Raw genomic sequence first — 21,626 nt, forward strand, 5'->3', positions numbered from 1 at the left:
TTGCCCCCGGTTCAGCAGTTCGACAGCGTGTAGGTGATCGAGTCGAGAATCTGGGCGCGCAGCCGGCCGAGCTGGTCGCCGTGGTCCCGCCACCTGTCGCGCAGGAAGTCAAGCCGCGCCACCCAGGCGGTCCGGTCGATCGGATCGAGGCAGTCCTCCGGCAGGACGCCGGTAAGCGTGCTCGCCACCCGCCCCGCGCGCGCCAGGAACTCGTTGAGCACCGCGTCGGAGTCCGTCAGCAGCCGCTCGGCGGAGACTTCGGTCAGGTCCATGACCATCTCGAAGACCTTCGCGTTCGCCCGGTCGAGCTTGTCCGCGGCGGTGGCCCGGACAAGTGCGGCCGTCTCCGCATGGGTGAGCTGGCCGGCCACCATCAACTGGAAGAGCACGCCGTCGAGTGCGAACCGCTGGCGCCGCGTACCACCGGAGGAGCGCAGGTAGTCGTAGACGAACGTGGCCGGCATCGGGCCCCTGGCCGGGTCGTACGCCGGCTCCGCGTCAAGGAACGAGGTCGCCGCCGGCACCAGCCGGGGCGCCGCCTCCGCGGGAAATCCGCCCGCCCGGTCCGCCACCGACAGTGCGGTCAGGAAGCCCTGCAGGCGCAGATCACCGGTCTCGCCGGCGACGACGTCACGCAGTTCACTAAGAACCTCGGGGGTACGCAGCGGCAGGTCGTTCGCCCGCTGGTACGCCTCCGCCGCCGCCCAGTCCGTGTGCCGGAGCCATTCGGCCAGCGGGCGCGCGAGCGTGTGCCCGACGACGGGCGTGAGCTCCCCGGCCCGGCGGAACAGGTTCGCGTCCGGCGCCTCGTAGAGCCGCCACGGGTTCGCACCGCCCGGCTCGTAGACCTGCCACACCTGGTCGAACTTGGCCATGCCCTGCAGCACTGTCACCACGTTCCGGGCCAGCCGGACCTCGGCGAACGCGTCGAGCACCCCGTTCGTGCCCATTGTCGCGGCCAGGATCGGCGACTCGCCAAGCCAGGCATCGTGCCGGAGCATCTCGTCGAGCTGGCGGACCACCTTCAGCCCGGCCTCAGTCGTGCCGCCGAGGTCGATCGCCACCACCGGGCCGCCCGCGGAACCCCGTACCCCCGCGGTGATCTGGGCCAGCGCCTTCACCGCCGCCGGGGTCGAGAAGTCGCCGAGCATGCGGATCTCACGGTCGCGACCCGGCAGCGTAAGCGGGTCCGGGGCCGGTGCCGCCGGGCGCGCGACAGGCGTGGTGACGGGCGGCTGCTTCTCCGCGAGCCAGTCCGTGAGCGTGTCGGTGAGCGCGTCCGGCGACGGCTTCCGGCCGCCGATCAGGTCCACCGGCCGCGACTGGCCGAAGAGCTTCCACGCTTCGGGATGGGATCCGGCCACGTCGGCAGTCGCGGGCGGGCCGGCCTTGACGCCCTCCGCATGCGCCACCGCGTTGGCGAGGGACGGTGCCCGGAACCCGTCCTGGTAGGTGCCGTTGTGGTAGAGCACCCAGCCCGACGGTGCGGACACCGCGCGCTGGTACCGGTGCTGCTGAGCCTCGATCGGATCGGTGAAGCTGAGGGCCCGGCTCGGCTGCGTCGTCTGCGCGAGCACCCAGCCGCCGGTCTCCTTGGACAGCCGCAGACCGGCCTCCCCGTGGTCGCCACCGATCAGCGTCACGTTGGCCGGGCCGGCCGGGACGGCCGGGACGCCGGTGCCCGCCGGCGGGCGGATGGCGTCCAGCTCCCGCACGATCAAATCCGTGGTCCGGCCGCCGACGAGCGGTCCCCCGGAGATGGTCCGGGCCTCACCGATCAGCATCGTCCAGCCGTTGTGCGCCGCGAGCGTACCGGCGACGGTGTTGTCATTGGCGTTGGTACGGTCGCTGCCCAGGTGCTCACCGGCCTGGATGTCCCGGCCGGGCTGCAACTCCGCAAGCGGGATCCGCACCTGGACGGTCGTCGCCACGTACCTGGTCCGGACGACCTTGTTGTCACTGCTGCCACCGAGGAGCTTGGCCGCCGCGGTGAACTTCTCGTTGATCTTCTCGCCGGCCCTCGTCGCGAGGTTCGCGGACGGCGAGAGCTTGGAGATGAGCCCTTCGCTTGTGGACTCGCCCACCCACCGGCCGGCCAGGGCCAGCGTGTCGGCCAGCTCGGAGAAGGCACGCGGGGTCTTCCCGGTGACCTCGAAGAGCACGTCCCGCTCACGCAGCACGTACGGCAGGGTCGCCTGATCGGTGCCGGCGCCGGCGTCGGCGGCCAGCCGCTGACCGCGCCTGTCGACGTGGGCCACCCCGGAGGCGGAGCTGACCTTCTGCCCGCCCTGCAACCTGATGCCGGGCAGGGTGGTGTTCATGAACTGCTGGTTGCCGGGCGCGGCGCCGTACTCCGGGCGGATGTTGTAGTAGCCGCCGCCGCTCGGGTTACTCGGCGGGGCCGCGACCTGCCTGCGGACCATCGACTCTTCGTCGATCTTCTGGGTCGGCTCGCCCAGGTTCCACGACAGCACAGGTGCGACCGAGAGGCCGTAGATCTGACCCGTGCTCGCCGTCACGGTGGTGCTGGTGCCGACGATCGGGAAGTACTCGAAGACCGCCGACCCGAGAGCCTTGGCCGACGCGATCTCACCCGGGGTGAACTGATGCTCGGTCCCGGCGCTGTCCACGTACGTGTCCACCGGCTTGCGCCACGCGCTCGCCCTGACCGGCTTGATCTCGAGGTCGAGGTCGTGCGCCAGGCCGGCGGTGTAGTTCAGCAGCGTGTGGTCGACGCCGCCGTCACTCATCAGCTCGTACGTGTTGCCGCCGCCGACCTCGTTGTCCACGAAGTCCTGCACCTCAGCGGGGTGGGCGCTCGGCAGCACCAGGCTCACCGCGTCGGCCATCAGGTGCGCCGCACCGAACCGGCTGACCCGGAACCGCTCCTTCAGCCCGCCGAACGGCTCCCAGGACCGGACCTCCGCGTTGGTGAAGTGCCGTTGCCGGGTCGTCTCCCGCGCCAGCTGGTCGGCATCGGGCAGGCGGGTGACCTGGCCCGGAGCGGCGGCGTCCGCCTGGAAGATCGTCACCGGCCGGTTCTGCCCGGGGGGCGCGTCCCTGGTCAGCGGGTCACGACTGGCGTCCTTCTTCATGAACTCAAGCGCCACGTGCCCCTTGTGCCACGTCACGTCCTGTGGCGGTGGGTCGGCGAAGCCCAGCCAACGGCTTCCGGCCGTGTACGAGTCGCTCACGGTGGAGGACAGCGTCGAGGTGAGCCGCGTGGGCACCCACTCGCTGTAGGGTGTCATGCTCACTCGCACGCCGATCTCAATCGGCATGTGTGCGCGGGCCATGTTGCCCGACGACTTGGTGATGAACCTGTGGGTCTGCTGCTCCTTGAACTGGTCACCCTGGTTGTGCTGCCGGAGGATGTCGATTTCGACTGCCGCACCCGCCAGCCGGAGCCTGTCGGTCTGGCTGGGCCGGTCATGGAGCACACCGGCGCCCTTGAAGGCCCAGTTGGACTTGCCCTTGTCCCGGCCGTACTGCTTGGCGCGGCCGGACATGCCGTGCATCTCCAGGTCGGCGCCCTCCGACGTGGTCCCGTAGAGCTCGGTCGGGTCGCCCGTTCCGGAGCGGTACCGTTCCGCGGGCCGGGCGATCGTCTCCACCTCGATCACCCACTGGCCTACCGGGCCCGCGACGACCTGGGAGACCCGGCCGAGCCGTACCGGCTGGTTGGTGTTCCCGGCGCTGAAGTACCGGCGCACCGCTGTCCGGAGACCGAGCGATGACGCGAGCTTGCCGACGTCGCTGTACAGACCGGCCTTGTACACAGTGGAGCCCGGGTCCATCACGCCCGGCATTTTCCGGTTCACCGCGGCGATCGCGTCGTCGAACAACCCCCGGGTGCGGGTCCGGATCGGCGCCGGCGCGGCCGCGGCGGTCCCCGTGCCCGTAGCGGTGGCGGTGGCCGGGGTGCCCGTAGTAGGCGCCGGGGTGGCCGAGGGCGTCAACCAGTCCAGGTGTACGTCGAGGATCGACGCGTCGCCGAGGCCCTGACGCCCGGAGATGCGACGCGGCGGATAGTAGATGTCCTCACCTGCCGGCGGTGCCGCGTCCGGCGCGTGGAAGAGGATCCGCTTCGCGTTCATCACGTCGTTGAGCAGCGCGTCCGGCAACCCGGTGATGAACTCCGGCCCCACCGCGTTGCCGTTGCCGTCCAGCCTGCCGGTGTCGATCGGCCGGGTCGTGTCGTGCGGCCAGGTCATCTCCAGGCTCTGCCAGATCGTCGCCAGGTCGTTGACGCTTGCCATCGACTCGATCGCGTCCGGCACGTCGAGCGCGAACGCCTCGGTCTTCGACGCGGAGGTGAACGCAGCCTGTACGCCGCTCATGATGTTCCGCGCGGCGAACACGGACGTGCCGACGAACGTGACCGGCACCGCGATCGTGTGCACAGGCAGTTCATAGTTGTTGATCCGGTAGTCGATGCCGGTGAGCGTGTCCGACTCCTGCTCCCGGTGCCCGCGGCCGAACCCGAACTGTCCGCCGATGTTGCCGTACGGCATCGTCAGGCCCGCGCCGAAGTTATGGGTGCGGTCGGTGGCGTGCTGTTCGCCGATCTCGGTGATGCCGAATGCCTGGCTGCCGTCCTCGACGTAGGTCTTGGTCTGCGCGCCCGGCCTGGGCGGGATCAGTCGCGGCGGCGAGGCCACGTAACCCTGCAGCTCGTGCCGGCCCTCGGGAACCGACAACGCGCCGTCCTCGAACGGCTGCTCGGTGGACTCCGAGCTGCGCATCACCGCGTCGATGGTCGCGATCATGCGTGCCTGGCTGAGGAAGACCCGCCTGGCCTGCGCGGAGACCGTCGCGTCGCTGGCCGGGTTCTTCCCGAGCAGTGAGTCAGCCCGGAGATTCTCGAGGCGCGTGTCCTTGAAGAAGTCCTTCTGGAAGATGCTCTTGAAGATCTTGTTGGTCCAGCCGCGGAACGCCGCCTTGAGCTGGGTGCTGCCCCGCACACCGACGACGCCGGACAGGTTGGGCAGGGCCGGGCCGTACATCAGCCGCTCACGGTCCTGCGGGGTGGCGTCCCGCGGGGTCCCGATGGCCGCGCGTGTCTGCGCCGTGGCGGTCACCCGCATGTCGGACGCCCACACGTCCATCGTGGCCGGCTGCACCGCGCCGACGTCGTTCGAGTACGACGTCCGCGCCTTCATCGCGCCCTCGTCGTAGATCTCCGCGTCAAGTCGCTGATCCATCGTCCACTTGTGCACCGGCTGGCCGGAGCTGCTGGACAGGATCACCGAACGGGACACCACCTGCCCGTTCGTCGAGACCACCGAGTTCTCCGCCGCCTGCCCGATCGGCATCACGGTGATCGGCACGGTGTTGAACGAGTGGGTGGGCGCGTGCTCCTTGATGAAGTCGGCCACCTGTTCCGGCTTCAGCCCCTTCGGGATGTCCGGGATCGCACTCGCCTTCAGCGGGATGTTGCCGGTCACGTTGGCGCCGCCACGCTTGGTGGTGAAGTGTGACCGGACCATGTCGTTCCGGAAGAACGAGTCCACAGACGTGTTCAGCCGCAGCTCGTCGGTGCTGCCGTGGTACGTCGGCGCCGCACCGTCCACAGGCCGGGCGAAGTAGCGGACCCACACCCGCTCGATGCCGGTCTTGGCCTCGCGCTCGTACGGCACCCAGATGCCGTCGCCGCGCAGCTCGTCCGCCATCGCCTCGCGGTAGAAGTCGGAGGCGGTGTCCAGCAGCCGGCGCTGGTTGAGGCCCTGCTTGGTGTCACCGGCGCCCTTGGACGTCAGGAACCCGCCGGTACGCAGCTTCCGCTCGACCCAGGTGTCCATGTCCTCAGGTGCCGGGCGGGCCGCGACGGTCCCCGCGTCCTCGCCTGTCCTGGGAGCGGGTCCGGACTCCCCGGTCTCCAGGTCGCGGGGCAGCGGGGCGATGTCCTCGTTCGGATCGAACGCACCGGGCATGGTCCGCGACCCGCCCGTGGTCGTGGCCGTTGTCGTGTCCGTGGCCGCGGGCCTGGTCCAGGTCGGCGTGCCGAGCGTCAGGTTCTCGTAGATGACCAGGCCGGGTGCGTCGCCGTCGAGCAGGCCGGCGGTCATGTGGAGGTTCTTGTCGGCGTCCTTCAGCGTGTACGGCAGCCAGCGCGCCCGCGCGCCCTGCTGCTTGTCGGCCTCACCGGTCCACGAGTCGGTCCTGACGGTGCCGTCGGGCCGGATCAGGTCGACATGGAAGTCGGTGTCCATGTCGGCGACCATGGCCCGCGCGATGCCGCCCTTCCAGGTCGCGTCCGCGTCCTTGCCGGACCGCAGGCCACGGCCCATCTCCGAGTTCGCGCTGGTGTTCGTGCCGCTGCCGACGCCGTGGCCGACAGCGCCGGTCAGCGAGCCGCTCACCGACCCGTACGTACCCGCGACAGTGGTCTCCTCGATCGGGCTCATGATGCCGGTGAGACCGAGGTTCACCCCGAGTTCCGCCGCGTTGCGCACCCGCGCCGTGCCGCGCTCCTGGAGCCGGATCTGGTGGTAGAACTCGAGCGCGTTGAATGTGCTCTGCGTGACGATCTCGCCAGTTCCGCCCCCCTTCGGCTTCGCGCGGAGGCGCAGGGTACCGATCACGGTGCCGTCGGCGTCCTTGAGCGTGTTGGAGCGCAGGCCGTCCTTGCGGCGCAGGGGCGGCAGGGCGCTGTGCGTGTTGCCGAACCCGCTGAACTCCATCACCTCGCGCTGCGATTCCGCATCAAGCACCAGCCCGGGGATGCCGGCGAGTCTGGGCAGGACGCCGAGGATCCGCAGGCCGATCCCGGCCGGGTCGTGGAACGTGTCGAGCGACATCGGCAGCTCGTCGAGCCGCGCGTCGGTCGGCCACGTCTGGCTGGCCGGTGGCTGCGGGGCCGCCATGTGCTCCGGGAAGTTCACTGTCACCCGTGTGCTGACCGGCTGGTTCCCGCCGGCGTCCCGTTCTGCGTCCGCCGGCGGGACGGCCGCCGTCGGCGTGGCGGTGGGATCCGGCACCGGCGTGCTTGCCGACTCGTACCGGGCCGACCACCGCACCGTGTACGAGTGGCCGTGTCCGGGTCCGCGCAGCCGCTCGACGGTGCCCTGCCCGGCGCCGAGCTCGGTGTTCGTGGTCCGGGTGTACTTGTTGTGGGTGACCCGGGCCGTGCCGGCGAAGTTGAGGACCCGGAACGGTCCCCAGTCCAGCGGGATGAACGGCTGGGTGGAGAACCGCATGTCGCGGAGGTTCGCCGTCTGCTGGCCGGAGGTGTTCGACGAGGCGTGGTACTTGCGGTTCTCGCTCTGGTTCATCGCCGGCGTCGGATAGTCCGGCAGCACGTCGGGCTCGTCATGGCGGATCATCTCGGCCGTCAGGTACAGGCGTTTCGCGTGCTTGCCGGTGCCGACGACGTGGACGCTGCCCGACAGGCCGACCGCGGAGGGCAGGATCCCGACGAGCTTCATCGTCGTGGCGATCCGCGCCAGCTCATCCTTGATCCGGTCGCGCTGCACCCAGGTCAGATCGGACGGCAGCCGGTCGTACAGCATGTTCCGCACCTTGACGGCGTCCGCGGCGGACATTGACACCTCGGAGCCGACCGCGAGGTAGCTGTGCGCGCTCTTGCCGCCGTCCCCCCTCCGGTTGCCGAAGTGGGTCAGGTCGGGCAGGTTCCTGATCGCCGTCTCCAGCGCGGTCTGCTGCGACCTGGCGTCGCCGAACTGCCGCTGTGCGACGTGCTCCTGCGCACGCGCGTCCGACAGCGACCGGCCGGTCGCGTGCAGCCTCTGCTCCAGCACGCCTGTCGGCTGGTGGGTCCGCAGCGCGGTCAGGGCCGCGGCGAGCGCGGTCTCGGCCTCCTTCACGGCCTCCTCCGCGGTCTCGGCCGCCGCCTCGAGGGCCTGTCCGGCCACATCCGCAGCTCTCGCGACGTTTTTCGCATTGGTGGCGGCTTCCATCGCCGTCGCCAATGCCCGCTCCGCGGACGTCACCGCCAGCTGGAGCCGAGGCCTGTCGGCGGCATACGCCTGAATCCTCTTCTCCAGCGCGGTGACGCCGGCGTTGCTCGGCGCCGAGACAGTTTCCGGCCGGGCCCGGTGTGCCTGGAGGGCGTCGGCAAGCGCCGCCTTGGCCGTGACGAGTTGCTCGCCCGCCAGCTTGTCCGCGGCGTCCGCGGCATCCAACGCGGCCTTCGCCCGTCCCAGCGCGGTCTTCGCGTCGTCCCTCGCCTTATCGGCCGACATCGACTGCGACACCTTGTCAAAGAAGTCAGGCATCGCCGTCTGCACTCGGCCGACCGCGTCGGCGTGCGCGCGCTGCCGGGTGGCGACAGTCGCCTCCGCCGCACTGACGGCGGCACCGGCCTGCGCGGCGGCGGTAGCCAGTGCCTGCACCGCGGTGACCTGGGCCCGTCGGCCCAGAGCCCGGTTCGTGGCAGCGGTGCGGTGCGCGGCGATCTCGGACAGGATCTGGCGCCCCTCGGTCCCGGCCGAGACCGCCCGTGCGGTAGTCGTCCCGCTGGCGACGGCCGGCCACTCCTGCGCGCCGTCGATCAGCACCCGCAGGTCCGCAAGCGCGTCCCGGCTGTCGGCCAGGTCGGCGGTCGCCTTCCGGAAGGCGCTGTCTGCCTGCACGGCCTGGGTGATCGCGGCCGCATGGACGTTCTGGGCCGCCGTCAGCGCGGTGCCCGCCGCCGTCTGGCGCACGATCACGTCCGCCTTTTCCTGCCTGGCCTCTCGCAGCTCCCCGGCCACCTCGGCCTGCTTCGCCACGCCCTCCGGGGAAGCATCAAGCTGAGCCAGTTGAAGCAGGCCTTGTTGACGTAGCTCCTCAATGTCGGCGTCCGCAAGCTCCCGGGCGATGGTGCGCACAGCAGCCTGGGCATCGGTGACCGTCACGTCGGCGGCGTCGACCGCGGCCCAGGCAGTGTTCAACGCCGTGCCGGCGTCCCGCGCGGCCCGCTCCAGCACGTCCTTCTTGCCGTTCTCCACGGTGAAGGACCGGAGCAGGCTCGTCAGGTCCGAGGTGGTGGAGCTACCGGCGAGCGGCGCGGTCCCGGCCGGGAGCGCGGTCACCGCGGGCCGGGTCAGCAGATCCGTCGCATCGGCCGCGAGCCTGGCGAACCGGTCGGCGCGGTCACCTGTCGGCGCCGAATGCGTGACCCCGGCGACGTCCCTGACGGACTGGCCGTCGAAGAACAGGCCACGCCGTACCGCCGCGGGGGTCCGCGTCGGCGCCTTGTCCATCTGCGCGGTGTCCACGCCGGTGCCGGTGATCCCGACGAAGCGCAGGCGTACCGGGTCGACCGGGGCCTTGGCCTGCGCGTGCATCTGCGCGTCGTAGAACGCGATGCCGTCGAACACATCAGGCACACCCGCCAACGCCGGCGCCACCCTCCGCGCCACGAGGATGTGACTGGGCCGGCCCGGCTCCGCACCGACGATGACGAAACCTGTCGCGCCGACCACCGGGAGTGACCGTGCGATCGTCTCCATCCGGTCGGTGTCCCGCGTCTCGCCGTTGTCCACGACGGACGCCAGCAGGTCGACGTCGGTGAGCGGCATCGGCATCGACCGGTGCTGCGTGCCCGGGTTCAACATCTGGGTGACCGCGGCGACCGACGCGATCACGCAGTTGGTGAGCCAGTCCATGTCGAAGTCCGGGGTGCGATCCTGGTTCAGGCCGGCGAGCTGCGGGAACTGCTCACGCAGCAGGTCAGTCGCGGTCGGCGAACCCACCGGCTGCCAGTCCGACATGTCCGGCTGGTCCACAGGCTTCGGCCGGGCGACGGAAGCCGGGTCGAGCAGGTGCACCGACGTGCCGGTCGCGGCAAGCGCGGCCGCGTCCAGCGGGTTCGACGGGTCGAACTCGCGGATGGCGGCGCCGTCCGCGGCGGACAGGTCGACCCACCGCAGCCCGCCGTCGTGCGCCACCAGCCAGAGCACCGACTCCGGCCCGGTCGCGGCCGAGGCGCGCCGGTGCACGAGCGCCACCTGGCCCGGCCGGGCGAGAAGCCGTGCGACAAGCGACTCCGGGTCGACGGTGGCGGCCGGCGCCGGGTCGCCCCAGAGCCGGAGCAGCTCCGGCACGGTAAGCGGGTCCCGCGCGATCACGCCCGGGAGACCGAGCGCGATGCCGGCCGCCAACTGGAACCCGGCCTGCCAGCGTTTCGCACCGGCGAGCGTGCCGGCGCGGGGCACCTGAAGGCTCTCCCGCTGCACGGCGATGCTCGCCACCAGCTCCTGCAACCGCTGCCAGGGGGTACGCCCGGTGTCAGTGGCCAACCCGGCCGCGGTGCCGAGCGCGGCCCGCATCAGGGTCAGGCCCTTCGGCAGCACCCGGACGAACTCGCCGCTCGCCGTGGGGCGGCCGGTGGCGTCCACCCGGATCACCCGCGGCGACAGATCCATCCAGGACTGGTACGGCACGCTGATCGGCACGCCCACCGCGTCGGCGGCCGTGAGCCAGGTGCCGATCGCGGTGCCTTCCGTTCCCTTGCCCGCGGCCGTGGCGATGCGCGCCTGCTGGCCGGTCAGCAGGTCGCTCACCACACGTTCGGTGGTGCCGAGCGCACTCGGGTCGGCCAGCGCCTCGTGGGTCAGGAAGAACACCGGGCCCTTTTCCCGCGGCGCCTGCATGGCCCGGACCAGGGCCAGCTGGTCGACCGGGACCTCCATCGAGTACGGGTGGAACAGCACGCCGTTCCCCGTCGGGATGAGCCGACCGTCCGGACAGAGGCTCGCCAGCGGGTTGGCCATGTCCATATCCCCTCGTCGGCGTACCAGCGGGCGTGCGCCCGTGCGAGCCGGATTACGACGTGGAGTCAGGGGCAGTTCACCCTGCGTCTGTTAAAGGTTCACTCTTGAAACATTTCCGACGTGTTGCGCTGAACACGGGCCGACCGGCCGGATGGCTGACCTGCACCCCCTGACGCGAAACAGCAGGTAGATTGCGGTGAGGTTTCGTAAAGCTCACCGCTGATCGCATCACATCTCGCCGGATGGCACCGCGACAAGCCGCCAAATCCACCGCAGCGGGCGGTACGCCGGGTCAGGCAGCAGCGAGCTGATTGCGGCCGCCGCGCTTGGCCAGATAGAGCCGGGCGTCCGCACGGTCGTACAGCTCCCGGGCGGTCTCCCCGGCCACGCACTGCGCCAGGCCCATGCTCAGCGTGACGCGCATGCCGGGCGCGATCTGATGCCAGTCACGGTTGAGGATCACCTGGCGGATCCGTTCCGCGACCACCCGGGCCTCGCGCTCGCCGACCGCCAGGAACATGGCGAACTCGTCGCCGCCGAACCGGATCGCCACCTCGTCGTGCCGGCAGTGCGCCCGGAGCACGGCCGCGATCTCGCCGAGCACGCGGTCGCCCACGCCGTGCGAGTAGCGGTCGTTGATGCCCTTGAACTCGTCCACGTCGATGAGCAGCAGCGAGCCGACGTCCTGCAGCGACTCCATCCGCCTGTCGAACATCCGGCGGTTGCCGAGGCCGGTGAGCGCGTCCGAGCTGGCCGCGTGGTCCGAACGCGCGCGGGCCGCCTCCAGCTCGACCCGGCGGTGGGCCTGCCGGAGCATGGTGCGCCGGTCCATCCGCAGCCGCCACAGCGACTCGACGTGACCGCGAAGCGCCGCGAACACGGTCTGGGTGGCCTCGCCCGGCGACTCGGACAGCGCGAGGCGGGCCAGCTCGTACCGGTAGAGCAGCCGCTGAGAGGCGAGCACTGCCAGCTCGAGGCCGGCCTGGAACTCACGGCGGGCACCCCGAAGGTCGCCACGGTCGCGCAGCACGATGCCGTGTGCGAGGTGAAGCAGGCGCGCCTCGTGGTTCTGCCCGGTGTCGCGCATGCTGACCAGGAAGCGGTGGACCGGGCCCATCGCCTCGTCGTGCCGCCCCTGCTTGGCCGCACCCAGCGCGAGCAGCGCGAACGCCAGCGGCGAGTCGACATCCAGGTCCGTCCATGCACGGACCAGCGCGAGGCTGCGGCCGACCGCGACCGCGGCCTCCTCGCCACGGTCGACCTGCTCCAGGCGGACCGCCCACTCCAGCAGCAGCTCGGCATGTTGCAGCTCGGCGGAGGTACGCCACAGCTCAGGTGCCTCGTAGGCCGCAAGCGCCCGGCGCATGATGCTGTCCGCGAGCTCGAACAGCTCGGCGTACTTCGCGGCCTCGCAGAGCGACGCCATCGCGGAGAAGTAGCGGGGGCCACCGGTCGGTGTGGTGTCGAGGACCGACATCGCGCGGGCGATGTAGTGCAGGCCCTCGTCCACCCGGGAGACGCTCAGGTGCGCCCGCGCGGTGTCCGCCATGATCTTGGCATCGGTGGCCCGCGGGCCACCGTAGTAGGTGTCCGCGATCAGCGCCTCGCCGATCGTCACTGCCTCGTCGTGCCGGCCGAGCGCGGCGAGCGCGTACATCCGGCCGAGCCGGGCGACGCGCCAGGTGCGCTGGTCGCCGAGGAGCAGCAGCACGCCCTCGCCCTGGTCCGCGGCGGCGAGGCCCTCGGTGTGGTGGCCGCGGATGGTCAGGTCGTGCACGCGCAGCGCGAGATCGGGGTATGGACCGTAGGGCGACACGGGCACCGGCAGGCGGTCACTGGTCACCAGCGTGTCCTCCCGATCCCTTGGTGAAGCTCTACTTCCGGTCGCCCCCTACGGTCGGCGGAAAAACCGCGAAGGTAAGAGGTCCCAGCCCAGGATCCAAAAACCCCGAGCTGGTACGTTTCGGCTGAAATCCGGCGGTCCGACCTCACGAAACGGGCGATCGATCCGCAGACGCGGATTGTACGCAAGATCTCCCCGTGATCTCTCCGATAGACCCGTGTGCCTCCCTGCCCCGATTGACCGCAAAATGGCCGCTAACGACAGAAAACTCTAGCGCGTCACCGCAGGGGATATACGCACAGTGAAGGTAGCGCCCTGACCGGGCGGGCTGTCGACGGACACCGATCCGCCGTGCGCCTCCGCGGACGATCGACGGGCCGAGCCCGCTCCCGCCCGTCGCTGCCGCGTGACCTGTCCGCCCGCGGGCGGTCCGGGGAAAGATATATATTCCCGCTCATCACTGCGAAACCAAACGTTCATAGCGTGTGCTCCACGGGCCGCGAGGACCCGATGACCAGGCATATGACCTGAGGAGCGCACCCATGGCCGATACGTTGCACCCACCGCAGGATCTCGTCGAGGCGGCCGGCCTGCCGGTCGGCAGCGGCCTTGTGAAGCCCGGCTACGACCCGGCCCTGACGAACGAGGACCTGGCCCCGCTGCGGGAGCAGAAGTGGGGCTCGTACAACATCTTCGCGTTCTGGATGTCCGATGTGCACAGCGTCGGCGGGTACGTCACCGCAGGCAGCCTGTTCGCGCTCGGGCTGTCCAGCTGGCAGGTGCTGGTATCGCTGCTGGCCGGCATCACGATCGTTTACTTCTTCTGCAACCTGGTGGCCAAACCGTCGCAGGTCACCGGCGTGCCGTACCCCGTCATCTGCCGTTCGGTCTTCGGCGTGCTCGGCGCGAACGTGCCGGCGATCATCCGCGGCCTGATCGCGGTCGCCTGGTACGGCATCCAGACCTACCTGGCCAGCGCCGCGCTCGACGTGGTCGTCCTCAAGCTGTGGCCGAGCCTGGCCCCCTACGCGGACGTGAACCAGTACGGCTTCCTGGGCCTGCCACTGCTCGGCTGGTGCTCCTACGCGCTGCTCTGGGTGCTGCAGGCCGCGGTGTTCTGGACCGGCATGGAGACGATCCGGCGGTTCATCGACTTCTGCGGCCCGGCCGTCTACGTCGTCATGTTCGCGCTCACCGGCTACCTGATCTCCGAGGCCGGCTGGGGCGCGATCAACCTGACGCTCGGCGACGTGAAATACCACGGCTGGGACGCGCTGCCGATCATGCTCGGCGCGATCGCGCTCGTCGTCTCCTACTTCTCCGGCCCGATGCTCAACTTCGGCGACTTCTCCCGGTACGGAAAGTCGTTCCGCGCGGTCAAGACCGGCAACCTGCTCGGCCTGCCCGTCAACTTCCTGGTCTTCTCGATCCTCACCGTGGTCACGGCGTCGCTGACCATCCCGGTCTTCGGTGAGCTGATCACCGACCCGGTCGCGACAGTGGCCCGGATCGACAACACGTTCGCGATCGTGCTCGGCGCGCTCACCTTCACCATCGCCACCATCGGCATCAACATCGTCGCGAACTTCATCTCCCCCGCGTTCGACTTCTCCAACGTCAGCCCGCAGCGCATCTCCTGGCGGGCCGGCGGCATGATCGCCGCGGTCGGCTCGGTGCTGATCACGCCGTGGAACCTCTACAACAACCCGGACGTCATCCACTACACCCTCGAGGTGCTGGGCGCGTTCATCGGCCCGCTGTTCGGCGTGCTGATCGCCGACTACTACCTGATCCGCCGCCAGCAGGTCGACGTGGACGACATGTTCACGCTCTCACCGGAGGGCCGCTACCACTACACAGGCGGCTACAACCCGGCGGCGATCATCGCCACCGCTGTGGGCGCGGTCGTCGCGGTGATCCCGGTGCTGCTCACCATGACCGAGGTTGCCCAGTACTCCTGGTTCATCGGGATGGGGCTCGGCTTCCTCTCGTACCTGCTGCTGGCCTCGGTCTTCGACGTCGCCTCGTCAAACCGGCCGACGGTGAAGGCCTGACCATGCTGATCAAGGTCATCAACCCCAACACCACGGACGCGATGACCGCCACGATCGAGAGCAGTGCCCGGGCCGCCGCCGGCCCGGGCACGCTCATCGAGGCGATCACGCCGGTCATGGGCCCGGCCTCGATCGAGAGCCACTACGACGAGGCGCTGTCCGTACCCGGCCTGCTGCACACGATCACGTCCACCGAGCCCGCCGACGCCTACGTCATCGCCTGCTTCGGCGACCCCGGCCTGGACGCCGCCCGCGAGATCGCCCCCGGCCCGGTGATCGGCATCGCAGAAGCCGCCATGCACCTGGCCATGATGCTCGGTCGCGGATTCAGCGTGATCACGACACTCTCCCGGACCCGCGGCCGCGCCTGGGACCTCGCCGCCCGCTACTGCCCACCCCGGGCCTGCCTCGGCGTGCACGCCACCGACATCCCGGTCCTCGACCTGTCCCCGTCATCGTTGAAGAGTGTGGTCGCGCTCGCCCGGCACGCCCTCGACCACGACGGCTCCGACGCGATCGTGCTCGGCTGCGCCGGCATGGCCGACCTCTGCGCCGCCGCCACCGCCGAACTCGGGGTACCGGTCATCGACGGGGTCGCCGCCGCCGTGGGCCTCGCCGAAACACTCGTCCGCCTCGGCCTGAGCACGTCCACCCGCGACGAATACGCATTCCCGCCGCCGAAAACCTATAGAGGACCATTAGCGGGCTTCGCCCGATGACATTCCTACCACCGCGGGGGTACGTGGCCGCATGCTTCTTTTCGGTTGGTGGCGTGAGGCGGGTTGGGTGCGGTGCTTTCGCCTTCGGCGGCCCTCCGGCTCCGGGGCGACCGCAAGTCCATGTCAGCTTTCGGTGGTAGAGCCTTGTCGGTAGTCGGGTTTCGTGTGGCCTGAGTGTTAGGTCCGCCGGTCGCGCTCTCCTCGCGGAGGCATAGGTCGAGACTGCCGGTATTTCGCGGTCTGGCGGCTTGGGCTGGGTGGTGTTGGCGGCGGTTCTTTGCCTCCGGCGGCCCTCCGGGGGAGCGCTCCGGCTCCGGGGCAACCGCAAGCGCAGGTCAGCTTCGCTGCAAGAGCTTTGTCTGTGGCTGGGTTTCGTGCGGCCTGGCTGCCCCGTCTGCCATCGACCCGGGCAGAGCCGAGCAGATCATCGGCAGGGCTGCCAGCCTGGGTGGTGTTGGCGGCGGCTTGATCGGTTCTCGCGAGTCTGCTGGTCGCGCTGGGTGCGCCGGGCTGCGGTCTCGTGGGGGCGCGTGCCTCGGGTCGCGCCGGGTGGTCTTGGTGCGGTTCGTTGGTGGCGGCCCTGCCGATGATCTGCTCCCCGAAGGGCGGGTCGATGGCAGACGGGGCAGCCAGGCGGTCACCTTTGTGTACTGCGCACACGACACAAGATCAAAGGCCGAGCAGCGCGACTGAGCTGAGCAGCGCGGCGGGGATATGGGTGAAATGCGGAAAATGGCGAGGGTCGAAGGCGTCAGGTGAGGCGTGAGCACGCTATTCGCGGCGAATGACGTGTACACGCCTCACCTGACCGTTAATCTATCGACCGTTGGTTATCGATGGCAGCGGCGGCGTACCAGCGAAAAAGGATCATCTCCGCATTTCCGGTGAAGGCTGTTTCTGATAAAGCGGTAGCCAAGCCGCCCCACCCCGAGGCTGGCAATAGAGTCGCTCCCGGCTCTATTACTCATTCGCGTCCGGCCGTCCGGGGAACCACAATCGAAAAAGCTGGGGCGCAGTGATTGGATTCCGCTGGTCGTTGCGGTTGCGGAGGGCGGGTGCAGGCCGGCCGGCGTCTCAGCGGCCGCGGGTCGAGGCGGGTGCGGCCCGGGCGGGCAGCAAGGACCTGCACCGGGACGCAGGTGCGCGGGGCGGGCGCGGCACTTCGGCAGGCGACAGGGCCGGACACCAGCGCGGAGCCACACCGCACCCGATACGTCAGAACACGGGTCACTCACGACGTGCCTCATGGAGGCCCGCAGCGGGTGTCCAGATTCGAGTGCTGCGCACCCGACATTTCGTTATATAGACGGCGCCCAGCGCGGTCACCCTGACGCCGAAAGATCAGTAAGGCCCACTTCAAGATCCTTGCGGCTCTGGTGGCGGCCCCTATCGGCGCGCGATAGGGGCCACCAGAGCCGCAAGGATCTTGCATCCCGTCAGATGGACGCGGGATCCCGAATAGCGAACCAATCTCGACGCGGAGCGCCCGAGCTGCCGCGGCCCTGGCGCGGCGACACACGAGAGCCAAGATCGACTGACCTTCGGCAAGCTCCCGGCTTCGGTGCGAGCCTTGCAACCACCCAAGCCGAAACCAACCAGCCTCCCGCCACACCCACCGCCTCGGCGCCGGCCCTTGCGACCACCCAGACCGCAGCCGCCCTGACCAACCGCCGCGTAGACAATGGCCGCGCCGCCCCCGCCAGCCGCGAGGCCGCCGACCAGCCGGAACGACCCGCCGATTTCTGGCCTCGATGCCAGCCCTTCGATCGTCGGGCTGCGGGCCCCTACCGCCGAACGCGAATAGGCAAGAGAGTCGCTCCCGCAGACAAACCTCGCCGTCCGCCTAAGGACTCCGCTTACCACTCGCGGCGGAGCAGGTGCCGCGGGCGACTGATTCACACGACTTGCCGCATCGCTCACGCACAAATCCAGACATTGGCAGCCGACAATACGTGGCTCATCGACGCCACCATCCTGCAAGGTGCCGGCGGGCCGTACCCCCGCGACCGTAATCTGTGGCCTTGACATCGCCGGCGGTGCCGCGTTCGAGCGGAACCGCCCCCCTCTCCGGCAACCGCCCGGCTGACCGGCGCCGACGGCGGATCCATGTGCCGCACCCGCTCACCGGCGCTGACCAGGCTTTCTTGCGCGACACATACTCGGTATGCATACTCCGTAGGTATGTCCATTCGCCATGGCCTGCTCGCGCTCCTGGAGCGCGGTCCGATGTACGGCTATCAGCTGCGTGCCGCGTTCGAGGAGAGCGTCGGCGGCACCTGGTCGCTTAACATCGGGCAGGTCTACACCACGCTGTCGCGGCTCGAACGCGACGAGTTCGTGCTTCCGCTCCCGGAGAATGACGGGGGGCAGCGGCCGTATGACATCACCGAGAACGGCCGCCGGGAACTGGCCCGATGGTTCGCCACACCTATCGAGCGCACCGACCGGCCCCGCGACGAGCTTGCCATCAAGCTCGCGCTCGCGATGACCACGCCGGGCGTGGACGTGACAGCGGTCGTGCAGAGCCAGCGGACCGCCGGGATCAGGGCGCTGCAGGAGTACACCCGGTTGAAGTCGCGCCAGGACCGGCAGGACGCGGGCGATCTGTCGTGGCTGCTGGTCCTGGACGCGATGATCTTCCAGTGCGAGGCGGAGATCCGCTGGCTGGACCACTGCGAGGCGACGATCCTGCGCCGCAAGCCGCCCGCCGCGACGCCGCCAGCCGCGAAGCCGCCAGCCGTCAAGCCGCCAGCCGTCAAGCAGCCCGCCGCGACACCGGTAGCGGCGACGCGGGACACCGACCACCGCGAAGGGGCGGGCAGATGACCGGCATACTTGAGCTCCGCGACGTCCACCGCACCCACGGCGACGGCCCGAACGCGGTGCAGGCGCTGCGCGGCGTCACGCTTACCGTCCGGGCCGGTGAGCTCGTCGCGATCATGGGGCCGTCCGGCTCCGGCAAGTCCACGCTGCTCAACCTGGCCGGCGGCCTGGACCGTCCCGACACCGGTGAGGTGCTGGTCGAGGGCGCGTCGCTTGGCACGCTGAGCAACCGCCACCTCTCCGCGGTACGCCGCCGCACCATCGGCTACGTCTTCCAGGACTTCAACCTGCTTCCCAGCCTCACCGCCGCGGAGAACGTGGCGCTGCCGCTGGAGCTGGACGGCAAGGGCCTCCGCGCCGCCCGCAGCGCCGCGCTCACCGCGCTCGGTGAGGTCGGCCTGACCGAGCTGGCAGCCAGGTTCCCGGACGAGATGTCCGGCGGCCAGCAGCAGCGCGTCGCGATTGCCCGCGCCCTGGTCGGCGACCGGCGGCTGGTGCTTGCGGACGAGCCGACCGGCGCGCTCGACTCGCAGACCGGCGAGGCGGTGCTGCGGGTGCTGCGCGAGCGGGTCGACGCGGGCGCGGCCGGCCTGCTCGTCACGCATGAGGCCCGGCACGCGGGCTGGGCCGACCGGGTGATCTTCCTGCGCGACGGCGTCATCATCGACTCGTCGGGCCCGCTCGACTCCGCGGACGATCTGCTGGAGCGCACCTCATGAGGTCCTGGCTGACCGCGCTGCGCATCTCCCGCCGCGAGATCCGCCGCGCGAAGGGCCGCTCCGCGCTGGTGATCGCGATGATCGCGCTGCCGGTGTGCGCGCTCGGCTACGCGGCCGCCTCGTACGACATGTTCACCCTCACCCCGGCCGAGACGCTCGACCGGGAGCTGGGCGCGGCCGACGCGTCCGTCCGGCGGGGCGCGGACGAGCCGATCATGCAGCACGCGGACGGCTCCAGATGGCGCACGGTCGCGCCGGAGCACGAGCAGATCGCGGACGTGGGGCCGCTGACCGAGGCCGAGGTGCTGGCCGTGCTGCCGCCGGGCAGCCGGGTGGTCCCGGTGTTCTCCGGTGGCCTGGAGTTCCGGACCGCGGCCGGTGGCCTGGCCCGGATCCCGACGACCGAGATGGACCTGACCGACCCGATCTACCGCGGCATCGCGGAGCTGCTCGACGGCCGTACCCCCGCCGCCGGCGAGGTGGTCATGACCGAGGCCGCCCGCGAACGGCTTGGCGACACCATCCGGTCCCGGGACGGCAGCACGTCGTGGACGTCGGTCGGCACCGTCGAGTTCCCGGCCGAGCTGGGCGAGGTGCTTGTCTTCGCGCCCGGCACGCTGCCCCGCCAGCCGGAGGCCGCCCCGGCCGGCACGGCCTGGGAGTGGCTGGCCGACACGCCCGCGCCGGTCAGCTGGGCGCAGGTACAGGAGATCAACGCGTCCGGCATGGTGGTGACGTCCCGGGCCGTGGGCCTCGACCCGCCGGACCCGTCCGAAACGCCGATCACCAGCGACGACCCGCAGCCCGATGGCGGCCGGCTGACTCTGATGCCGTTGGTGCTCGGGCTCGCCATGCTGGAGATCGTGCTGCTGGCCGGCCCGGCGTTCGCGGTCGGCGCCCGGCGTCGGCAGCGCTCGCTCGCGCTGATCGCCGCGAACGGCGGCACCCGCGCCCAGCTGCGCCGCATCGTGCTCGCGGACGGTCTGGTGCTCGGCCTGATCGGCGCCACCCTCGGGCTCGTGCTGGCCGTGCCGCTGATCCTGATCGGCCGCCCGCTGGCCGAGGAGCTGCTGGTCGGCTACCGGGCGGGCGGCTACCGGTTCAACCCGCCGATGCTGGCCGGCATCGTGGTGCTGGCCGTGCTGACCGGGCTGCTTGCCGCGGCCGTGCCCGCGTTCACCGCGGCCCGGCTGAACGTGGTGGCCGCGCTGACCGGGCGTCGCGGCGTGGTCCGCTCCAAGCGCCGCTGGCTGATCCTCGGCCTGGTGCTCACCGCGGCCGGTGCCGGCATCGCCACCGCGGGCACCATCCTGATCGGGCCGGACATGATCGTGATCGGCCTGGTGATCGCGCAGATCGGCCTGGTGCTGTGCACGCCGTCGCTCGTCGGACTGATCGCCCGGGCCGGCGGCGTGCTGCCGCTGACGCCGCGGATCGCGCTGCGCGACACCGCCCGCAACCGGGCCTCCTCCGCACCTGCCATCTCCGCCGTGATGGCCGCGGTGGCCGGCAGCGTCGCGATCGGCGTCTACCTGTCCAGCCTCACCACCCAGCAGACCCAGAGCTACACCCCCACACTTCCCGACGGGTACGTGAGCGTCGACTACGAACTCGGCCGGAACTCCTACCGGTCGGATACGCCGAGCCGGGCTCGAGCCGCGCTCGCCGCCGCGTTCCCGGGCACCGCGCTTGTCGAGATCTCCGAGACGGTCTGCCCGGACTACCCGGGGTCGGGGCAGTGCGGCATCTACCCGAAGCGCGCGGCCGCCCAGACCTGCCCGGGCACTGACGATCCGCCGACCTCCCGGGCCGAGATCGACGCGCTCGCCGCGGACCCCCGATGCGCACGGGAGCACATCACGGAGGGGTACGCGTTCACACCGTTCGTGTCCGTGGTCGGGAACCGGGACACGCTTGTCGCACTGACCGGCGCGTCCGGCGACGACCTGGCTCAGGCCGTGGCCGTGCTTGACCGGGGCGGCGCGGTCGTCACCGATCCGTTCCTGATCGACAACGGCACCGTCCTGCTCGACGCCGTCACCGCACCACCACCGGCCCCGGACGGCCAGGTCACCGGCGAGGTGACGGAGAGTCCGATGACCGTGCCCGGCTACCTGCTGCGGACCGGCCGGCATGCCACGCTCGGCGTCGTGTCCCCCGCTGTCGCGAAGCAGGCGGGCATGGACGTCGCCGCAACAGGCCTGGTCGCGCTGACAAGCGGCGAGCCGGAGATCACCACGATCGACCGGCTCACCGCGGACCTGGCCGAGGCCGGGCTCGGCGACCCGTTCGTGGAGAGAGGGCCGGTGAACAACACGGACGTGTTCCTCTACATCCTGGCGGCCGCGTCCGCGCTGATCACGCTTGGCGCGGCCGCCATCGCCACCGGTCTGGCCGCGGCGGACGGGCGGGCCGACCTGTCCACGCTTGCCGTGATCGGTGCGGCTCCGGGCGTGCGGCGGCGGCTGTCGCTGAGCCAGTCCGGGGTGATCGCCGGGCTCGGATCACTGCTCGGCATCGCGGCCGGCATCGGGTCGGCGTTCGCGGCGCTGGCCGCCACGAACGAGAGCCGGATGGACCGGTGGCCGATCCCGACGCCGTACCCGCTCGCCGTACCGTGGCTGAGTTTGATGTTGATCTTGATTGTGCCGTTGGTGGCGATGCTCGGTGCGGGTCTGCTGACCCGGTCGCGGCTGCCGATCGAACGCCGCCGGCCTACGTGACCGATCGCGCCGCCGCCCACCCCGGGC

The 21,626-nt window shown here is 70.5% G+C and carries 7 protein-coding genes; 5 read left to right on the plus strand and 2 right to left on the minus strand.

Annotated elements, in window-relative coordinates; genetic code table 11:
* Positions 1–11: 11 nt before the first annotated feature.
* Together ACIA8K_RS04025 and ACIA8K_RS04030 are read right to left on the minus strand one after the other, a co-directional pair.
* Complete coding sequence (locus tag ACIA8K_RS04025) at positions 12–10,718, minus strand: hypothetical protein (RefSeq protein ID WP_396054726.1); 10,707 nt, start codon at positions 10,716–10,718, stop codon at positions 12–14.
* Positions 10,719–11,010: 292 nt separating this feature from the next.
* Entirely contained in the window at positions 11,011–12,561 is a 1,551-nt protein-coding gene (locus ACIA8K_RS04030; RefSeq protein ID WP_396054728.1) for a diguanylate cyclase, read from the minus strand.
* A gap of 542 nt (positions 12,562–13,103) precedes the next feature.
* Between ACIA8K_RS04030 and ACIA8K_RS04035 the strand changes: the two genes are divergently transcribed.
* The 5 genes from ACIA8K_RS04035 (at position 13,104) to ACIA8K_RS04055 (ending at position 21,599) form a co-directional block, all read left to right on the plus strand.
* Positions 13,104–14,615 (plus strand): NCS1 family nucleobase:cation symporter-1, encoded by a 1,512-nt coding sequence (locus ACIA8K_RS04035; RefSeq protein WP_396054730.1) that lies wholly within the window; start codon positions 13,104–13,106, stop codon positions 14,613–14,615.
* 2 nt (positions 14,616–14,617) lie between these two features.
* Complete coding sequence (locus tag ACIA8K_RS04040) at positions 14,618–15,334, plus strand: aspartate/glutamate racemase family protein (RefSeq protein ID WP_396054731.1); 717 nt, start codon at positions 14,618–14,620, stop codon at positions 15,332–15,334.
* Between the two features lie 2,181 nt (positions 15,335–17,515).
* A complete protein-coding gene (locus ACIA8K_RS04045) occupies positions 17,516–18,160 on the plus strand; it encodes a PadR family transcriptional regulator (RefSeq protein WP_396054733.1) in 645 nt (214 codons plus the stop codon).
* Positions 18,157–18,876: an ABC transporter ATP-binding protein gene (locus ACIA8K_RS04050; RefSeq protein ID WP_396054734.1), complete on the plus strand. Its 720-nt coding sequence runs from the start codon at positions 18,157–18,159 to the stop codon at positions 18,874–18,876. The genes ACIA8K_RS04045 and ACIA8K_RS04050 overlap by 4 nt, the downstream gene beginning before the upstream one ends.
* Positions 18,873–21,599: an FtsX-like permease family protein gene (locus tag ACIA8K_RS04055; RefSeq protein WP_396054736.1), complete on the plus strand. Its 2,727-nt coding sequence runs from the start codon at positions 18,873–18,875 to the stop codon at positions 21,597–21,599. The genes ACIA8K_RS04050 and ACIA8K_RS04055 overlap by 4 nt, the downstream gene beginning before the upstream one ends.
* Positions 21,600–21,626 lie beyond the last annotated feature (27 nt).

The sequence above is a fragment of the Catenuloplanes sp. NPDC051500 genome (genome assembly GCF_044454585.1).
Classification (GTDB): Bacteria; Actinomycetota; Actinomycetes; order Mycobacteriales; family Micromonosporaceae; genus Catenuloplanes.